Origin of the sequence: Flavobacterium quisquiliarum, assembly GCF_019308285.1 — a bacterium.
In the GTDB taxonomy this organism is placed as follows: domain Bacteria; phylum Bacteroidota; class Bacteroidia; order Flavobacteriales; family Flavobacteriaceae; genus Flavobacterium; species Flavobacterium quisquiliarum.
Map to the genome: position 1 here is coordinate 77,127 of NZ_WWEM01000009.1, position 19,151 is coordinate 96,277.

The 19,151-nt window shown below is 33.9% G+C and carries 16 protein-coding genes; 6 read left to right on the forward strand and 10 right to left on the reverse strand.

Features of this window, described 5'->3' with window-relative positions; all coding sequences use genetic code 11:
• The first annotated feature begins 44 nt into the window (after positions 1-44).
• Complete coding sequence (locus GSY47_RS02030; protein ID WP_179002912.1) at positions 45-278, forward strand: hypothetical protein; 234 nt, start codon at positions 45-47, stop codon at positions 276-278.
• The gene (locus GSY47_RS02035) at positions 278-595 is read left to right on the forward strand and encodes a type II toxin-antitoxin system RelE/ParE family toxin (RefSeq protein WP_179002911.1); all 318 of its coding nucleotides are present in this window, start codon (positions 278-280) and stop codon (positions 593-595) included. The genes GSY47_RS02030 and GSY47_RS02035 overlap by 1 nt, the downstream gene beginning before the upstream one ends.
• Positions 596-626: 31 nt before the next feature.
• Here GSY47_RS02035 and GSY47_RS02040 read toward each other — a convergent pair whose 3' ends face one another.
• A complete protein-coding gene (locus GSY47_RS02040; RefSeq protein WP_179002910.1) occupies positions 627-1,331 on the reverse strand; it encodes a Crp/Fnr family transcriptional regulator in 705 nt (234 codons plus the stop codon).
• 174 nt (positions 1,332-1,505) lie between these two features.
• Here GSY47_RS02040 and GSY47_RS02045 point away from each other — a divergent pair, with 174 nt between their 5' ends.
• The 3 genes from GSY47_RS02045 to GSY47_RS02055 all read left to right on the forward strand — a co-directional run bounded on the left by GSY47_RS02045 (position 1,506) and on the right by GSY47_RS02055 (position 7,477).
• On the forward strand, positions 1,506-5,021 hold the full coding sequence (locus GSY47_RS02045) for a nitrate reductase (RefSeq protein ID WP_179002909.1): 3,516 nt from the start codon (positions 1,506-1,508) through the stop codon (positions 5,019-5,021).
• Between the two features lie 238 nt (positions 5,022-5,259).
• Positions 5,260-6,690, forward strand: a complete 1,431-nt coding sequence (locus tag GSY47_RS02050) for a rubredoxin (RefSeq protein ID WP_179002908.1) — start codon at positions 5,260-5,262, stop codon at positions 6,688-6,690.
• Positions 6,691-6,832: 142 nt separating this feature from the next.
• The gene (locus GSY47_RS02055; RefSeq protein WP_179002907.1) at positions 6,833-7,477 is read left to right on the forward strand and encodes a hypothetical protein; all 645 of its coding nucleotides are present in this window, start codon (positions 6,833-6,835) and stop codon (positions 7,475-7,477) included.
• 232 nt (positions 7,478-7,709) lie between these two features.
• On the opposite strand, the gene moaA is transcribed toward GSY47_RS02055, so the two are convergent.
• From moaA to GSY47_RS02100, 9 genes are all read right to left on the reverse strand, one after another.
• Positions 7,710-8,717, reverse strand: a complete 1,008-nt coding sequence (gene moaA / locus GSY47_RS02060; RefSeq protein WP_179002906.1) for a GTP 3',8-cyclase MoaA — start codon at positions 8,715-8,717, stop codon at positions 7,710-7,712.
• Positions 8,704-9,618, reverse strand: coding sequence for a bifunctional molybdenum cofactor biosynthesis protein MoaC/MoaB (gene moaCB / locus GSY47_RS02065; protein ID WP_179002905.1), 915 nt, complete (start codon positions 9,616-9,618; stop codon positions 8,704-8,706). The genes moaA and moaCB overlap by 14 nt, the downstream gene beginning before the upstream one ends.
• Entirely contained in the window at positions 9,618-10,049 is a 432-nt protein-coding gene (locus GSY47_RS02070) for a molybdenum cofactor biosynthesis protein MoaE (protein WP_179002904.1), read from the reverse strand. The genes moaCB and GSY47_RS02070 overlap by 1 nt, the downstream gene beginning before the upstream one ends.
• Positions 10,050-10,119: 70 nt before the next feature.
• A complete protein-coding gene (moeB, locus tag GSY47_RS02075) occupies positions 10,120-11,205 on the reverse strand; it encodes a HesA/MoeB/ThiF family protein (protein ID WP_179002903.1) in 1,086 nt (361 codons plus the stop codon).
• A gap of 4 nt (positions 11,206-11,209) precedes the next feature.
• Positions 11,210-11,449, reverse strand: coding sequence for a MoaD/ThiS family protein (locus GSY47_RS02080; protein ID WP_179002902.1), 240 nt, complete (start codon positions 11,447-11,449; stop codon positions 11,210-11,212).
• A 2-nt stretch (positions 11,450-11,451) separates the two neighbouring features.
• A complete protein-coding gene (gene cobA / locus GSY47_RS02085; RefSeq protein ID WP_179002901.1) occupies positions 11,452-12,240 on the reverse strand; it encodes a uroporphyrinogen-III C-methyltransferase in 789 nt (262 codons plus the stop codon).
• 6 nt (positions 12,241-12,246) lie between these two features.
• Positions 12,247-12,819, reverse strand: a complete 573-nt coding sequence (locus tag GSY47_RS02090) for a molybdenum cofactor guanylyltransferase (protein WP_179002900.1) — start codon at positions 12,817-12,819, stop codon at positions 12,247-12,249.
• 208 nt (positions 12,820-13,027) lie between these two features.
• Positions 13,028-13,774, reverse strand: coding sequence for a sulfite exporter TauE/SafE family protein (locus GSY47_RS02095; protein WP_179002899.1), 747 nt, complete (start codon positions 13,772-13,774; stop codon positions 13,028-13,030).
• A 150-nt stretch (positions 13,775-13,924) separates the two neighbouring features.
• Positions 13,925-15,097: a molybdopterin molybdotransferase MoeA gene (locus tag GSY47_RS02100; protein ID WP_179002898.1), complete on the reverse strand. Its 1,173-nt coding sequence runs from the start codon at positions 15,095-15,097 to the stop codon at positions 13,925-13,927.
• A 927-nt stretch (positions 15,098-16,024) separates the two neighbouring features.
• Between GSY47_RS02100 and GSY47_RS02105 the strand changes: the two genes are divergently transcribed.
• Positions 16,025-19,150: a SusC/RagA family TonB-linked outer membrane protein gene (locus GSY47_RS02105; protein ID WP_179002897.1), complete on the forward strand. Its 3,126-nt coding sequence runs from the start codon at positions 16,025-16,027 to the stop codon at positions 19,148-19,150.
• Position 19,151: the final 1 nt, after the last annotated feature.

Genomic DNA, 19,151 nt, shown 5'->3' on the forward strand with positions numbered 1-19,151 from the left:
TCCCTTGGAAGATAATTCGTAAATTTGAAAAAATATTCAATGCCATGGATTTACAAACTAGAAAAATAGAATTTGTACAAGAATTTTTAAAAATTCAAAGCGAAGAATTGATTTCTCAGCTCGAAAATTTATTAAAAAACAAAGACATTGCTGATGATAGCGATTTTTTCAATCCAATGTCTATTGAAGAATTCAACAGCAGAATAGATCAGTCTGAAGATGATTTTAAAAATGGAAGATATAAAACGACTTCTCAGCTTCTAGAAAAGTACAAGTAATGAAATTAAAAATTGTCTGGTCGCAATTTGCAGAAAATGAAATTGACAAAATCTATGAGTATTATCTTTATAGAGCAGGAATTAGGGTTGCAAAAAAAATTATTAAAGAAATAATTTCTGAGCCAAACAAACTCGTCTCCAATAACCTTTCAACACAAACTGAAGAACTTTTATTAGACAGAGAAAACGAGTATCATTACTTAGTCTGTAAAAATTACAAAATTATTTATCATATTGATAAAGAAAATAAGCTAATCCAAATAGCTGATGTTTTTGACACAAGACAAAACCCCGTAAAACTTAAGCGTACAAAATAGTTTTTAGATAAGTATTACTACGTAATAACGTTCAAAAATATTTATGTTCCATAATTTCAGATCTCAAGACTGAAACTTTCAAAATCCCAATTCGTTTTCCAACAGTCTGAATCAAAGCTTCTTTTTTAAGACTTGAAATTACTCGAATAACTTGTTCTTCAGTTGTTCCGGCAAAATCGGCGATTTCTTTTCGGGAAAGATCAATATCAATTAAACCATTGATTTGTCCGAATTTACGATGAATGTAGAGCAGCAAATCAACTACACGTTCACGAACATTCATGTGTGCGATTTTGCGAATATTATTTTCACTTTTATTTAATTCTTCTGCATAAAATAACATTAAAGCATAAGTAAACTCAGGAATCTGTTTTAGAATTTCCAATATCGTTTCGTTGCTGAAATTACACAAAATCGTATCTTCCAATGCGTAAGCGCCAATTAAATACTTTTTTCCAGTTCCAAATCCGCGAAAACCTATTATATCGCCACTTTTTGTTAAACGAACAATTTGCTCGCGCCCATTGATTCCTGTTTTTACCGTTTTTGCTTTTCCTTTACAGATAAAATAAAGTCCTTGCAAAGTGGAACCTTCCACAATAAATTGATCCGACTTTTTGCAGATTATATTCTGTTTTTTAGAAATATAGCTTTGCATTTGCTCTAAATGTAGATGCTTCTTAATAAAACAATTTTCATTGATGCAAGAATAGCAAACAGTTTGTTCCTCTTTCATGAGTCCAAATTTTTATCAGATTAAAAACTAATTTGTTGTTACTCATTTTCTTTCATCAAAAATAGAAAAATAAATTCTAAAAATAAGTATTTATACGTAAAAATACTTATTTTTGTGTACGTGATTTATTTACACAAAATAAATTCTAGAATAAGTATCTAAAAAAGTATTCTAATGCAAAATACCAAAATCAAAACTACCTGTTCGTATTGCGGCGTTGGCTGTGGTATAATTGCGACCAAAGATGCCAAAAACGGTGTTATGGTAGAAGGTGATAAAGATCATCCGGTAAACAAAGGAATGTTATGTTCCAAAGGAATGAATTTGCATTACGTAGCCAACGATACTTCTGACCGAATTCTATATCCTGAAATGCGTGGCAGTAAATCCTATCCATTAGAACGTGTGAGCTGGGATACGGCTTTGGATCGCGCGGCCGCAGTTTTTTCTTCCATCATAAAAAAGCACGGCCCAGACAGTGTTGGCTTTTACATTTCAGGTCAATGTTTAACAGAGGAATATTACTTAGTAAACAAACTCGTAAAAGGCTTTTTGAAAACAAATAATATTGATACCAATTCACGACTCTGCATGAGTTCTGCGGTTGTGGGTTATAAAAAAACTTTCGGAGAAGATTCGGTTCCAATTGCTTATGATGATATAGAACTTGCTGATACATTTCTAATTACAGGCGCAAATCCCGCTTGGTGCCACCCTATTCTTTTTAGAAGAATCGAAAAACACAAAGAAAAAAATCCGAAAATAAAAATCATTTGTATTGATCCAAGACGAACAGATACCGCTGCTTTCGCTGACTTGCATTTGCAGATTATTCCGGGTTCGGATATCATTTTGTACCATGCGATTGCCAGGCGTATTATCGAAAAAGGTTATGTAGATCATGATTTTGTAAAAAACCACGTTGAAAATTTCAAACAATATAAAGACTTAATTTTAGGAACTTCGCTAGAAAAAGCTTCAAAACTGTGTGGGATTTCTGTAAACGATATTAAACTTGCAGCTGATATTATCGGGAAAGCCAAAGGATTTATCTCGCTTTGGGCAATGGGATTGAATCAAAGTGCCGTTGGGGTTGATAAAAATACAGCTTTACTGAATTTATCTCTATTAACGGGACAAGTTGGAAAACCAGGTTCTGGACCATTTTCGTTAACAGGTCAGCCCAATGCAATGGGCGGACGTGAAGTGGGTGGCATGGCAACACTTTTAGCAGCTCATAAAGACATTGCAAATCCTCAACATCGCAAAGAAGTTGCCAATTTTTGGGGCGTAGATGAAATTTCAGACAAACCGGGATTAACGGCAACCGAAATGTTCGAAGCATTAGAATCTGGAAAAATGAAAGCCGTTTGGATTATCTGTACAAATCCGTTAGTGAGTTTACCCGATTCTAGAAGAGCTGAAAAAGCGCTTCAAAATGCCAAATTCGTTGTTGTTCAGGATATTTCACACAATGCCGATACAGCAAAATTTGCCGATTTACTTCTTCCTGCTGCAGGTTGGTTGGAGAAAGAAGGAACGATGACGAATTCTGAACGTCGTATTTCTTATTTACCGAAAGGAATTAATGCACCAGGCGAAGCGCTTCCAGATATTGAAATTTTAATTCGATTTGCTAAAAAAATGAATTTTCATGGTTTCAATTTTAACAATGCCGAAGAAATTTATAAAGAACATTGTGCCCTTACAAAAGGAACCAACATCGATATTTCATTTTTAAATTACAATCGTTTAAAAACCGAAGGTACTTTTCAATGGCCTGTTCCTGACTATAATCATCCAGGAACGCCAAGATTATTTACAGACAAAAAATTCTATACACCTTCTGGAAAAGCAATTTTTAATCTGCCTGTTTCTATCGAAAATACTTCAGTTCAGCCAAATGACGAATTCCCTTTTATTTTGACTACAGGAAGAATTCGAGATCAGTGGCATACGATGACCAAAACCGGAAAAGTATCACGATTGTTAACGCATATTCCGAGTCCTGTTTTAGAAATAAATCCGATTGATGCTTTTAAAAATGATATTAAAAATGGTGATATTGTAACCGTTTCCAGCAAAAATGGCGAAGTCAGAGTAAAAGCGAAAGTAACAGATGCTATCAAAGAAAAAGTACTTTTCCTGCCGATGCATTGGGGAAAACAGCTTGAAAATGATTTAAACCGAACCAATAATTTAACGAATACAGTTGTTGATCCAATTTCAAAAGAACCCGATTTTAAGTTTACCACTGTTTCGATCAAAAAATACGTAAAACCATTCCAGAAAATTGCGATTGTGGGTGCCGGCGCAGCTTCTTTCCGATTCATTCAAAACTACCGTGAATTCAATACAACAGATGAAATTATTGTTTTCTCAAATGAAGTAAATCCGTTTTACAATCGTGTTTTGCTTCCTGAATATATGACGGGAGAATTTACTTGGGAACAGCTTTTAAAAGTCAAAGACGGTGAAACTTTTAGTAAGCTCAAAATAACTATGAAAGCAGGAGTTGCTATTGATAAAATAGACACTCAAAACAAAATTATAAAAGACAGTTTAGGCGAAACACATACTTTCGACTCGTTGATTTTGGCAACAGGAAGTCGTCCTTTTGTTCCAGAAAATGCACAGCTTCATCTTCCTGGACGATTTACCGTAAGACGAAAAGAAGATGCCGATCGTTTAAAAAAACATCTTGACAGAACCAATCTTCCACCAGAAGAACAACATGTTGTTATTATTGGCGGCGGATTATTAGGTTTGGAATTGGCTGCAGCTTTAAAACATAAAAAAGTAAAAACCACTATAATTCAAAGAGCTTCTCGCTTAATGGAACGTCAGCTCGATCGAATTTCCAGTAAATTATTAGCCGAAGAAGTACAACTTCGAGATATCCAGATTTATTTTGATAATGAAGTGAGCACCGTTTTTGAAACCGATAATCCTAATGAAATTGAAATTGCTTTAAAAAGCGGTAAAATATTGACTGCAAATGCAATTGTATATACGATTGGAACCATTCCCAATATAGAAATTGCCCGAGAAAGTGGTTTAATCTGCGGACGTGGTGTGAAAGTAAATCAGTATTTACAGACTTCAAATCCTGATATTTTTGCCATTGGCGAAATAGCCGAATTCAATAATAAACTATTCGGAATCACTTCTGCCGCTGAAGAACAGGCAGATATTCTGGCAAATTTTCTAGCTGGCGATATCAGCAGTTATTATAAAGGTTCAATTTTAATGAACATTCTAAAATTAGAAGATATCAACCTTTGCAGTATTGGCGATTTGACTATTCCAGAAAATGACGATTCCTACGAAGAAATTGTTTTTGCCGATTTGAAAAAACGTTATTACAAAAAGTGCATTGTAAAAGATGATCTTTTGGTTGGTGCAATTTTGATGGGTGATAAAAACGAATTTGCCGAATTCAAAACGATGATCGAAAGCAAAATCGAATTATCAGACAAACGAAAAACGCTTTTAAGAGGAAGTTCAAATGCAAAACCGGTTTTAGGAAAACTAGTATGTTCATGCTCCCAAGTTGGAGCGGGAAACATCGAAGAAACGATTAAAAGCGGTGTAAATGATTTTACTGAATTATGCAAAAACACAGGTGCAGGTTTAGGTTGCGGAAGCTGTAAAACGGAAGTTAAAGAGATTCTTGCTAAGTGCAAATAGGTTCTTTTATGTTACTTTACTTTGAACATAAATTTTAACGCAAAGAGCACAAAGTTTTTTCGCAAAGTTTCGCAAAGTATATTTAATAAGTAGCCAAAGTTCGCAAAGCTTTGTGAGCTTAACAAAAATAATTTCACACACAGAATGTAAACCTTAAAAAACTTTGCAAAAAACCTTTGCGCTCTTTGCGTTAAAATCAACACAATCCAGAAACTTGAAAACTGAAACAAAAAGAAAAATGGAACTAACAAGATTAATAGTAAAAGGAGGCGTTATTTCGCCAGGAGAACTTAAAGAAGTTGTAAACATCGCTTTGCAAGAAGGCCTGGATTCGATTTCGTTTGGTTCAAGGCAGGACATTATTTTTCCTAAAGGTTTTAAATCTTTAGATAAAACCACTTTAGGCAAACATCATTTTGTTTATCCTGATCAGAAAAGCGGGAATAATATTGTGTCGTCTTATGTTTCAACTGATATTTTCAGAAATACAAATTGGCTTACAGGAAACCGTTTTTTATATATTTTGGAAGAATTTAAAGAACAGCCAAAGCTAAAAGTAAACATAACTGACCCAAAACAGCAATTGGTTCCTTTGTTTACAGGACATTTAAATTTTATAGCTTCAGATAACGAAGATTATTGGTATTTATACATTCGCCTTCCAAAATGGGAAAAAATGGAAATTTATCCTGTTCTGCTTTATACTTGGGACTTGGCAAAAATTTATTACGAAATCGAAAAAATCTCTGAAGAAGAATCAGTTGATATCGAAATACTTTTTTCATTGTTGAGCGAAGCTTTAGACACCAATAACCGTACAATCGACAAACCTTTGAATGTTCCATTTTATCCGTTTCCGTATTACGAAGGAATGAATAGAATGGGAATTGATCAATATTGGTTGGGATTGTATTGGCGAAATAACTTATACGATTTAGATTTTCTAAAAGAAATGTGCGATTTGTGTTTTGAATGCAAAATCGGAAAAATTTCGATTACACCTTGGAAATCTTTCATTATAAAAGGGATTCCTAAAGATAGAAAACTAGAATGGGAAAAATTCCTCGGCAAACGTGGTATCAACGTTCGTCATTCCTTATTAGAGTTAAACTGGCATTTACCCGTTGCAATGGAATGGGCTTTGAACCTTAAAACTTTTTTGGTTCGAACTTTAGATCAATTCGACATCAGTACTTACGGATTGAATTTTGGAATTTCAGAGTACAATCGCAATGGACATTATTTCACTTCGATTGTAATTGAAAAAAATGAACTTCCAACAGCTCTGGAATCCATTAAAATCAGAGATACTTATAATGTTTTGTTTGCAAAGAATTTCGATCCAAATACACGCGAATATATTGTGCATTCACAAGACATTGACAAATTAGAATTGCCTACGATTTTAATTGAATTGAGCCGTAAATATTTTGAAGAACTTGGAAATAACACAATGGAAACAATTGAAAATCTACAAAAAAAAGAAAAAGCACCACAGGAGATTTATCAATGTCAAGAGTGTTTAACCCTTTATAATTCGGAATACGGAGATGAAAGACAAGGAATTCCAAAAGGTATACTGTTTACTGATTTAGGTGATGATTATTGCTGTTCTTTGTGCGAAGCTCCAAAAAGCAATTTCCGAATTTTGGAAACAGTTGAACATTAGCAAGTTCTATAAAAAGCTTAACATTTTTATATTTAAAAATTGCGTATATTTAGCTTAACTAAGAATTAGAAATTATAAAAGCTCACTTCAAAAGCTATAAAAATTCTTGGTTGTATCTATTTACTCAATAAAAAATATTGTTATGATAAAAAGAAACTCAAGAACTGCTGCAGAAAAGACAAGCGATATTCCAGCAGAAACTGCTGTAGAAAGCACTACGGAAACACAAACGCAGCCAGAAGCAAAAACAACTGTTAAAAGAACCACTAGAACGGCGGTTAAAACACCTGCTTCAAAATCAACAGCTGCAAGGACAACAGCTTCAAAAGCATCTGCAACAACTGTTAAACCTGTCACCAAAACGCCTGTAAGAGCAGCTTCAAAAGGAACTCCGAGAGCAACTGTTAAAAAAGAAGCCACTACACCGAAGAAAACGGAACCAATTGTTTCTGAAATTATAGAAATACAAACTCAAGATCTTCCTGAACCAAATGAGCCAATTTTAGAAATTGACGGAGCAATTCTTGAAATTGTAAAAGACAAAAAAAAGGATATAAAATCACAGCTGAAAGCGAAACTTAAAGCTAAAAAAGAAAAAGAGAAAAAAAGAGAAAAGGCTATAAAAGCCGTAATCAAAAAACTTGAAAAAGCCAAGAAAGCAAAATTAAAAGCTGCCGAAAAGAAAAAAGAAAAAGCAAAAAAAGCAAAGGAAAAAGCAAAAGCTAAAAAAATTGCTGAGAAGAAAGCTAAAGCTCAAAAAAAGGCAAAGGCTAAAAAGAAAAAATAAATTTTTAAGAAAGGTTTGACTTTAAAAAAGTTGAACCTTTTTTATTTCAAGACCGTTTTCATAAAGTTTGTCATTTCGACGAAGGAGAAATCTTCGTCAGAAGCTCCGCATGCAAAATCGCCAATCTTTGTAGAGTTACTCACGGAGATTCCTCGTTCCTGGGAATGACAAAACTGTGCGGTTAAGGCTTCGACTTAACTCATCCAGACAATTCACAATTCACAATTAACTTTTATCCTCCAATCGCAATCATACTGCGATTATCAAAATGTTTTTTAGGATCATCCATTTCATCCATGGTAACCATTCCGGCGCGAACTTTCTTTTTATTTTGAATCGATTCTGAAATCAAATTCGTTATAGATTCCCCATTTCTAAAAGCCGTTAATAAATCGGTTTCAGAATTAGAGAAAAGGCAGTTTTTGATTTTTCCGTCAGCCGTCAAGCGGATTCGGTTACAACTGTCGCAAAACGGATTTGTGATGGAACTTATAATTCCGAAATCGCCTTGAAAATCTTTTATTTTATAATTTCTTGAAGTGAAGTTTTTTTCGTCTTCCAGTTTCTGAATTTCATCTTCAGCAAAAACTTTTTCAACCAAAGATAAAATCTCTCGTTGCGAAACCATTTTGCTTCTATCCCACTCGTTTCCCGCAAAAGGCATAAACTCAATAAAACGAACTGAAACTGGAAGAAACTGCGTCAGTTTTACAAAATCAACAATTTCGTTGTCATTAAAACCTTTTATCAAAACGACATTCACTTTTACTTGAAAATCGTTATTCAAAAGCAAATGTAAATTATCAATAACTTTCTCAAATTGATTTCTGAGCGTTATAGAAGCAAATTTAGACGAAACCAAAGTGTCTAAACTCAAATTGATTTTTTTGACTTTAAACTGTTTTAAAACATCAATATGACGATCAATTAAAATTCCGTTTGTTGTTATTGAAAGTGAAATTTCTAAAGCTGATAGTTTAGAAACAATTTCAGGAAAATCTTTTCTCAATAAAGGTTCACCGCCGGTCAACCTGATTTTATCTACACCATTTTGTACGAAAGTTTGAGCGATACCAAAAATCTCATCGGCCGTCATTAAACTGGCTTTTGGAGAAAGCGCAATTCCGTCCGCCGGCATGCAATATGTACAACGCAGATTGCATTTTTCCAGCAACGAAATGCGCAGATAATTGTGTCTGCGCCCAAAACCGTCCGTCAAAATTGTGTTAGAGGCTGTCATGGTTTTTACCTTTTAAAATATGAAAGACGTGCATTACATGCGGGAAAACAGCGTCCATCGATTCTTTTACTCCGTTTGTTGATCCCGGCAAAGCCAAAACCAATGTTTTGCCTAAAGTTCCTGCAACGCTTCTTGAAAGCATTGCATACGGCATTCTCTGCTGTCCATAATTTCTGATTGCTTCTTCAATTCCTGGAATTCTGCTTTCTAAAATTGGTTCCAAAGCTTCTGGCGTAACATCTCTTGGAGACAAACCTGTTCCGCCAGTAAAAATCACCAGCTGATGTTCTTTGGCGAAAGCCTTTGTTTTCTCTTGAATAATATCTAATTCGTCTGGAATGATTTCATAATGCGAAGTTTCAACTCCGTACGATTCTAATTTTTCTACAATTGTTTTTCCCGAACGATCTTCTTTATCGCCAGCAAAAATTGAATCGGAACAAACGAAAACCGCTGCTTTGATCACTTTCGGAAATTTATTTTTGAAAGAAGATTTTCCGCCTTCTTTATTGATTAATTTGATGGTTGAAATTTCAATTTCTTTATCAATTGGTTTCAGCATATCGTACATTGTCAACGCAACGATCGATGCACCGTGCATCGCTTCAACCTCAACTCCGGTTTTGTAAACCGTTTTTACATTGAAAATGATCTGAATTTCTAAACCTTCGACTTGATATTCAACCGAAGTAAATTCAATTGGAATTGGATGACAATCCGGAATCGATAAGTGCGTATTTTTTACCGCAAATAATCCTGCCGTTTTTGCCATTTCAAGCACATTCCCTTTTGGCACAAGGTTATTTACAACAGCATCAATTGTTTCCTGTTTGCTGACTTTTACAATGGCGGTTGCGGTTGCTTTTCTTAATGTGCTTATTTTATGAGTAATATCTACCATTAACTATTTTGTTTCCAAGTGAATGTGTCATTTTCAAACATTTCTTTTCCAAAAATCGGAACATCGGTTTTAATCCAGTTTACGATGGCTTCTGTCGCTTCATAAACTTGTTTGCGTCGTGTTGCCGAAACAAAAACAAATAAACATATTTCGCCTGCTTTTACAACGCCTAAACTGTGGTAAATATGCATGCAGGTTAAATCGAATTTAGCGAAAGCTTTTTCACGAATGGCATACAAAGCTTCGTTTGCCATATCAGTGTAAGCAGAATAATCAATCGCTACGACTGTATTGTTGTGAATAACATCAGCACGAACTTGTCCTAAAAATATGTTGTGCGCCCCAATTGTATGTTTGGATTGATGTTTCGCAATCGACTCGGCAATAAATTCCGGAGCAATTGGCCCTTCTACAAATACATTTTTACTCATTTTTTTATTTTTTTTTCCGCCACGAATTCACGAATTTTATTTTTTAAAATCTATGCGTAAAGTATTTATATTAATTCGTGAATTCGTGGCTATTCTTTTTTTCTTGTAATAACTGTTTCATTGCCAAAGCGCCACCTGCAATGCTTTTTGCATTTTTAAATTGATACTTTTGAAGCAATTCGACTGCGATTTTACTCCTAATTCCAGATTGACAGAAAATATAAATTGGTTGATTTTTATCCAGTTTTTCTATTTGCTTTTCTAAATGCATTAATGGAATCTGAATTTGATTCTGTAAACTGATTTTTGGCGATTCATCAATATTTCTAACATCAAGAAAAAGAACGGCATCTTTGTTTATTTCATCTAAAACGGATTCAAAATTTACTTCTTCAATTTCTGTTTTATTATATTTTTCTTCGAATGTTTCTCTGCTTATAGACTGAAAATCGCTTTTATCGAAATCATATTTTTGCTGTTCGTTATTCAGAATATTATAAACCAGTATTTTACCGCTAAGAACTTCTCCAATTCCAAGAATCATTTTCAAAACTTCATTGGCCTGAAGCATTCCAATAATTCCAACCGAAACTCCAATTACGCCAGCGTCTTCACAATTTAGAGCATTCGAGTTTTCATTTGGATACAAACATCTGTAAGTTGGTCCGCTTTGATAATTGAAAACCGAAACTTGTCCCTGAAACCTGAAAATTGATCCATAAACCATTGGTTTATTGGTTATCAAACAGGCATCATTAATTAAATATTTAATCGAAATAGTATCGGTTGCATCAACTATAATATCATATTTTTCAAATAACGAAAGGGCATTTTTTCCGGATAATTTTTCAGAAATCGATTTTACTTTAACCAAAGGATTCAATTCAGAAATCATGGTTTTAGCTTCCTTCGCTTTTGATTTTCCGATTGCAGAAGTTTTATAAATTACCTGTCTCTGAAGATTCGAAATCTCAATAACATCATGATCTGCAATTCCGATTTCGCCAACTCCGGCCGAAGCCAAATAAGGCAGAATTGCACTGCCCAAACCACCTGCTCCAATTATCAAAACTTTTGATTCTGCTAATTTTTGCTGACCGTTCTTACCTATTTCAGGAAGTATAATTTGTCTGTTATATCGATTTGATGTTTCCATGTTTTTATCCCCCAGCAAAAGGTGGCAATAAAGCTACGATATCACTTGTCTGTAAAGTGTAATCGGATGTTTTTGAAACTATTTTTTGGTTTATTGCAACGCTGAAAGTCAGTGATTCGAACTCATATTTTTCATTCAGATCTTCCAAAAGTTTCTGCAAGGACAATTCTTCCGAAAAAGATAATTTTTCGAATTCACATTTTGTCTTTTCGGCTACAGCTCCAAAATATTTAACCTCAATCATTTTTATAAATTTAAATTCTGAAAAATGAATTCATCTTCAAAATGTTCCTGAAAATAAGAAATCCAGCTTGATGTATTTCTCACTACTTCACCAATCACAATAATTGCGGGCGATGATATATTTTTTTCAGCTACCAATTTAGTAATTGTGCTAATAGTTCCAATCACTTTTTGCTCTGAATTTTTTGTTCCGTTTTGAATAATAGCAACTGGAAGATCATCGTTTCTGTTTTCTTCATAAATAGAAATGATTTCATTCAATTTATGCATACCCATCAAAATCACCACCGTTGCGGCCGATTTTGAAGCTAACTGAATATCTTTTGATAATTTATGATCTGACGTTGTTCCCGTAATGACCCAAAAACTTTCAGCAACTTTACGCTGTGTCAAACTAATTCCAACCGAAGCAGGAACTCCTAATGCCGATGAAATCCCAGGAACGATCGCAGTTTCAATTCCGAACTCTTCTGCAAATTCGATTTCTTCGCTTCCTCTTCCAAAAACAAACGGATCACCGCCTTTTAAACGAACCACATGTCCGTGTGATTTTGCCATCGAAACAATCAAATCGTTAATTTGATCTTGTGTGTATGCGTGACAGCCTAATCGTTTTCCAACAAAAACTATTTCCGCATTCGATGCATATTCTAATAATTCTTCGTTTACTAAAGCATCATACAAAACTACATCGGCACTTTTTAAAGCTTTTATGGCTTTCATTGTAATCAACTCAACATCCCCGGGGCCTGCGCCGACAATAGTTAATTTTGGTGTTTTTAAAGTCTTCATAGTGCTTTAAATTGAATTGATATTTAAATCATCTAATTCGTCTGCCGAATTAATATTGGTCAAATGAAAGTTTTCGCTTTCTTCTATATTGATAATCTGATGCGGTACTTTTGCCAGCAGATCCATCATTCTCAATTCATTCGAATCGATTGCTTCTTTAATAATCGGAACAATTTCTTTTGAGTAAATTCCAATTAATGGATGTGTTTTACTCTCAGAAGCGAAAACTGTGATTCCAGCTTCGTTGGTATGTTTTGAAATTAATTCCTCCAAAAGTTCAGTTGAAATTAACGGAATATCACAGCTTAAAATCAGATTAAACTCGGTTTCTGAATGTGATAATGCTGTATAAACTCCACCCATCGGGCCTTTTTCTACAATTAAATCTGGTATTTTTTCATACGGCAGATAATTGTATTCTTCTGAAGCCGTAATTAGTTTTATATGGTTTGTAATAGGCAAAATCGCCTGAATGATATGCTCAATGAATGGTTTTTCCTGAAACAAAACCAATCCTTTTTCTGACTGCATTCTCGAGCTTTTTCCTCCGCAAAGAATAAATACTGTTAGTGTTTTCATAGTTTTTCTTGTTTCAGGTTTTCTTTGTTTCAAGTTGGAATGAGTTTTTTTTACCGCAAAGTGCGCTAAGTTTTTTTGCTCATCACTATCTTTAAAATTAAATTCGCTAAGCTGGATCTACACAAAGCTTTGCGTGCTTTGCTATTTTTAATAAAATTAACTTAACCTAAAAATCTTGCGTTCTTTGCAGTTAAATTTTATTTCATTCTTAAGGAAAAATCAATTTCACGCTTGCCATTAAAATTACGATTCCTAGAACCATTTTTAAAGTTCTGTTTGAGAATTTTCCACTTCCGTAAAATCCGCCTAACATTCCTCCTACTATTGCAATTGGAACCAGATAAAAACTTTCCATAGGGATTGTTTTTCCTCCTAAAAAGAAACCTAACATTCCTGCAAAAGAATTCACAAAAATGAATAAACTCGAAACCGCAGCCGATTCTTTTACAGATGCCCATCCTAAGAACAATAAAATCGGACTTAAGATAATTCCTCCGCCAATTCCAAGCATTCCAGATAATAATCCGATGGCAAAACCAATCGCTAATGCAAACGGAAGGTTAATTTTTACTTCTTCTTTTTCTTTAAAATTAAAAACTCCAAATAATCTCAGGGCCGCAAAAACTAAAACAATTCCGAGAATTATTTTATAAACCGTATTATCCAAAGTGATAAATCCGCCAATAAACGCTGCTGGAATTGAGGCTATTGCAAAGGGATAAAACAGTTTAGGCTTGAAATAATTATTTCGGTAATAAAACAAAAACGAAATACTGGAAACAAATAAATTCAACAGCAACGCTGAAGGTTTCATAATCGAAATTGGAAAAGCAAAAATGCTCATCAAAGCCAAATAACCCGATGCTCCGCCGTGCCCGACACTGGAATATAAAAATGCAATTACAATTAAGGCAAAACTGAATAATAGTATGTTTTCGGAATTTAGGAGACTCATTTTTTTGTTTTTCTTTTGTTTGCTATACCTATTCGGCTAAAGCCTTGTGTCAAGTTTCAAGTTTCAGGTTATTACTTTGTGTCTAAACTTGAACTAAAAATCTATTTTTTTTATTCTATTTTCTATTCTCTTTTTCTTTAGTCTAAAAAACTAATCAATCGGAAGAATCGTTACTAAACTTCCTTTTTTCATCTTTTCGCAATCCTGTTCTACAATCACTAAACCATTGGCGATAGCAAAAGAATTTAACATTGACGAAGCTTGACCGTCTAAAATCGTAACGCTTGTTTCATCATACAATGCTTTTAGAAATAATGTCTTGCCAGTTGTATTTTCGATATCATCATTCAGCTTTCTTGTAATTTTTGGAAGATGAGTATTTGAAAAACCCATTAGATTTTTTACTGCTGGATAAACATAAATATAGAAGTTCGTTAATGATGAAGCCGGATTTCCTGGAAGCGCAAATACCAAAGTATTCTTTTTAGAACCAAAAAACATTGGCTTTCCTGGTTTTTGATTTATTTTATAAAAAAGTTCCTCTACTCCATTTTCTAACAAAGCTTCTTTTACAAAATCATAATCTCCAACTGAAATTCCGCCAGAAATTAATATTATATCATTCTTTTTTAAAAGATCTTTCAAAACATTTTTCGTTTCTTTCAGACTGTCTTTTACTCTAAAAACCTTTGCATTCTTTATTCCTATTGTCTGTAAAGCCGCCTGAAGCATAATAGAATTACTCTCGTAAATTTTTCCCTTTTTTAGCTTTTTTCCTGGCTCTACCAATTCGTTTCCAGTAACCAAAATGGCAATTTTAGGCTTTTTATATACTTGTATTTCTGTAATTCCTAAACAAGCTAAAAAACCAATTGCTGCCGGTGTAATTACTGTATTAGCATCAAAAACAACATCTTCTTCATTAATCTGTTCCCCTTTATTTCTAACATTTGCAAATGGCTCAGGCATTTTGGCAATCAAAATAGAATCGTCATTTGCCATAACATCTTCTTGCATTACTACAGTATCTGCATTTTTAGGAACATGAGCACCTGTAAAGATGCGGACAGCTTCATTTTCTTTTAGTTTTACTTTTAAATGATCTCCAGCCTGAGAAATGCCAATGATATCAAATTGATGTCTCCCCGAATGAATAAAAGCATATCCATCCATTGCAGATTGACGAAACGGAGGCATAGCAATGGGCGAATAAATTGTTTCTGCAAGAACATAACCAAGTGCTTTATGCACTGCTATTTTCTGTTTGGGCATATTTGAGCTGTTCGCTGCAACAGTTTCTAAGGCTTCTTTAACTTCAATCATTTTTATCTAGATATAAAACTAAGTAAAAATACTTATTTACAAATATAAGTATTTCTGCTTACGATGAACATTTTTTTTGGTTTTATTTTAATTTCTATAAAATTACTCTAATTTATTCGAAATCAACTTTAAAATTCACATCTGATTTTTATAAAATAAACCGTTAGACCACTTTCTTTGACGTTTTAGAGTTCTATTTTTATCTCTTGAAGTAACTTTACAGACTTTTACTTATTAAAAATTAAGTATAAAATACTACAATTTTATTACTATTCAAAAAATTATTTTAACATTTGTTTCAGTTCAAAATATCATTTTATCCCTTTTATAATAAGGCTTCAGCAAACCAAACCTCATCTACAGCAAGCACATAGCTCTTTATTTTTCAAAAAAAAACAAACAAATTTTTGGTTTTTATTATATAAAATTTAACTTTGTCTATAGGATTAGTAGAGTTTAAAATAATATTTCAAACTAAATAATTATTATTGTGAAAACAACAGAAAGCATATTGCATTACATTCTTCCTAAAAAGTACACTTATAACACTTCTTGTTGTATGTGTTTCTGTTGTTAATAATCTACTTTTATTTTGTTTGCTGATTTTTACATAAAAGCAAATTTCTTAAAAACACACCACCAAAAATATTTATTGCATTTACCCAAAAATCTCTCTGAGGCATTTTTTATGCTTTGGACAGATTCTTGAAACCGTACCTTTTATTCAGAAATTAAATAACTAACAACTAAAGAAAACTAAAATGAAAACAATGCAAAGCTGTTGCTGTAAATAAAAAAAGCCATTTCTGCGGCAACAGAAATGGCAAGGCTTAAAGAACATTTATCACTAAATCAAGAACACTTTTAGAGTGCTGTATAAACAGTGCTCAGGGCATCTTGTTAATTACTTAAAACCATTACAAAGAAATGAAAAAAAAATTAAACATATACATACCGCTGTTTCTACTGTTGATAACGGCGGGAATACACGCCCAAAATACCACGCCGCTTATTCAATCTAAACTCGACGGAACTGTAGTCGATGCTATTACAAATCAGCCAATTATCGGTGCTTCAGTTACGATTAAAGGAACAACTCACGGGGTTGTAACGGATGCTGAAGGAAAATTTTATTTTCAGACAGGACAGAAATTTCCTTATACTTTGATTGTAAGTTACATTGGATATAAAAAATTAGAAATTATTGTAGAGAAAAATCCAGTAATTATTAACCTTAAAGAAGAACGTCAGGAACTAGATGAATTAGTAGTTGTTGGCTACGGAACGCAGAAAAGAAAAGATATTACGGGTTCTGTTGCTTCGGTTCCAAAAGCCAATTTATCTCAGGTAACCTCTTCGGCAGATAATCTTTTAAGAGGCGCAATTTCAGGGGTTGTAGTCACACAAAGTTCAGGACGACCTGGAGCTTCTTCAAGTGTACGTATTCGCGGAGGAAACTCTATCACTGCTGGTAACGAACCGCTTTATGTTGTAGACGGAATTCTAATTTACAATGATAACAGTAACAGTTCAGCAGGAGTTTCTTTTGCTGGAGCAAGTGTCAACGTCTTATCAACAATAAATCCAGCAGATATTGAATCTATTGAAGTTTTAAAAGATGCTTCGGCAACTGCTATTTATGGTTCTCGAGGCGCTAATGGCGTTGTCATTATTACTACTAAAAAAGGAACTAAAGGACAAGATAATATTTCGTATCAAGGTTATTTCGGATTCCAGAACATCTCCAAAAAACTAAGAATAATGAATGCAAGCGAATGGGCTAGTTTAAGAAATGATGTTCAGGCAAGTATTGGTCAGGCTCCATCTTTTACAGATGCTCAGATTGAAGCATTTAAAACTTCTGGAAGTTATGATTGGCAAGACGCCGCATTTGTGACTGCTGCACCAATACAAAGTCATAACCTATCTTTCTCTGGCGGAGATGAAAGATCCAGATATTCAATCTCGGCTGGTTATTTTGATCAGGACGGAATTGTTTTAGGAAGTGATTTTAAACGTATTTCTCTTCGTGCTAACTATGAAAGAAATTATTCTCAAAATTTCAAATTTGGCGTAAATGCGAATTATACCAATTCTATTTCGAATGGAGTCGGCTCAAGCAGCAGTGGCGGTAGAAATCCAAACCCGTTAGTTGGTGTTTTATTAACTGCTCCCGTAGTTCCAATTAAAAATGCAGATGGAACTTATAATGTAACCAACAACCCTTATACAACTTCTGTAAATGGTTACGTTCCCAATCCGATTAATGATCTGGAAAATACTACTAATGAAACCAAAATCAATAGAATCTTAACGAGTTTATTTGGCGAGTACAAAATCACTAAAAAACTAACTGCTAAAGTCGCTGTAAGTGGTGATGTTATCAACACAAAACAAAATTATTACGCCCCTGCAAACACTTCAAATGGCGCAGGAACAAAAGGTTTGGCTTCAGTTGGAGATAGAGTGGTAAGTTCTGTTTTAAATGAGAACACATTAAACTATAATACTAATTTTGGAGAAAGTCATAAATTTTCTGCTTTAGGAGGTTACACGCTTCAATACACTAAAGGCGAGGTTGTAAATGCGGGAGCACAGACCTTTGTAAACGATGCTAATACATACAATGCTTTACAAGATGGTGTTGCCGTAAAACCGTACAGCGATGCTTACGAAAGTGTATTAAAATCTTGGCTCGCAAGAATAAATTATTCTTATAAAGGAAAATATAATTTCACTTTATCTGGACGTGCAGATGGTTCTTCGAGATTTGGTGCTGAATCACTTTGGGGATACTTTCCTTCTGCTGGATTTTCTTGGAATATTACTGAAGAAGAATTTGCCAACAACATCAAAGGCGTAACCGAAGCTAAATTGAGAATTACCGCAGGAACAACAGGAAACCAGGAAATTGGAAATTATCTTTCTTTACCAGCAATGGGTTCTGTAAACTACTCTTTTGGAGGAACATTATACACTGGTTTAGCCCCTACCCGATTGGCCAATCCCGATTTGAAATGGGAGAAAACAACTCAATATAACGTTGGATTGGATTTATCCTTATTAGACCGAAAAATCAATTTTGTTTTTGATGTGTATTACAAAAAAACAAACGATTTATTAATCAGTGTTCCTGTTCCTTTGAGTTCAGGTTATGCAACAGTTCTTCAGAATATTGGTGGTGTTGAAAACAAAGGTTTGGAAATTGGTTTAACTACTGAAAATATTAAAACCGAAAAATTCGCATGGAATTCCAACATTGTATTTTCTGCTAATAAAAATAAAGTTACTGAAATTGGAAATGGCGTAAATGAGTTTTTTCCTGTAGTTCCAAATGGCTCTTTATTACAACAGCAACCCGTTATTGTAAAAGTTGGATTGCCTTTGGGAACTTTCTGGGGGTATAAAACCAACGGAATTTTCCAAACTCAGGAAGAAGTCAACACACAACCAAAAATCAACAGTTTGGCCAATACCAAAGTGGGAGACAGAAGATATGTTGATGCAAATGGCGACGGCGTAATTAATGCCTTAGACAAAGGAAATTTAGGAACTTCTCAACCAAAATTTGTCGGCAGTTTCAGCAATACCGTTTCATACAATGATTTTGATTTGAATTTCTCTTTCCAAGGTTCTTACGGCGGAAAAATCTTTAATGCTTTAAATCAGCAGTTAGAAATTTCTACTCTTGGAACTAATGCAGCAACTACTTTAAATGATCGTTGGACACCAACAAATCCAAGCAATGAAATTCCGAGAGCAACAAGTTCTCCGCTAGGAATTGTTTCCGAAAGATATGTTGAAGATGCTTCTTTCTTACGATTGAAATTAATCACGCTAGGTTATACTTTACCTAAAAGTGTTTCTAAAAAACTAGGAACCAAAAGCGTGAAATTCTATGTATCAGCAGAAAATCTAATTACATGGACAAAATACACTGGTTATGATCCAGAGGTAAGTTCTTACGAACAAAACAACTTATATCCGGGAATTGATTTTGGTTCTTATCCAAACTCTAAAACATTCATCTCGGGCTTGAACGTAACTTTCTAAG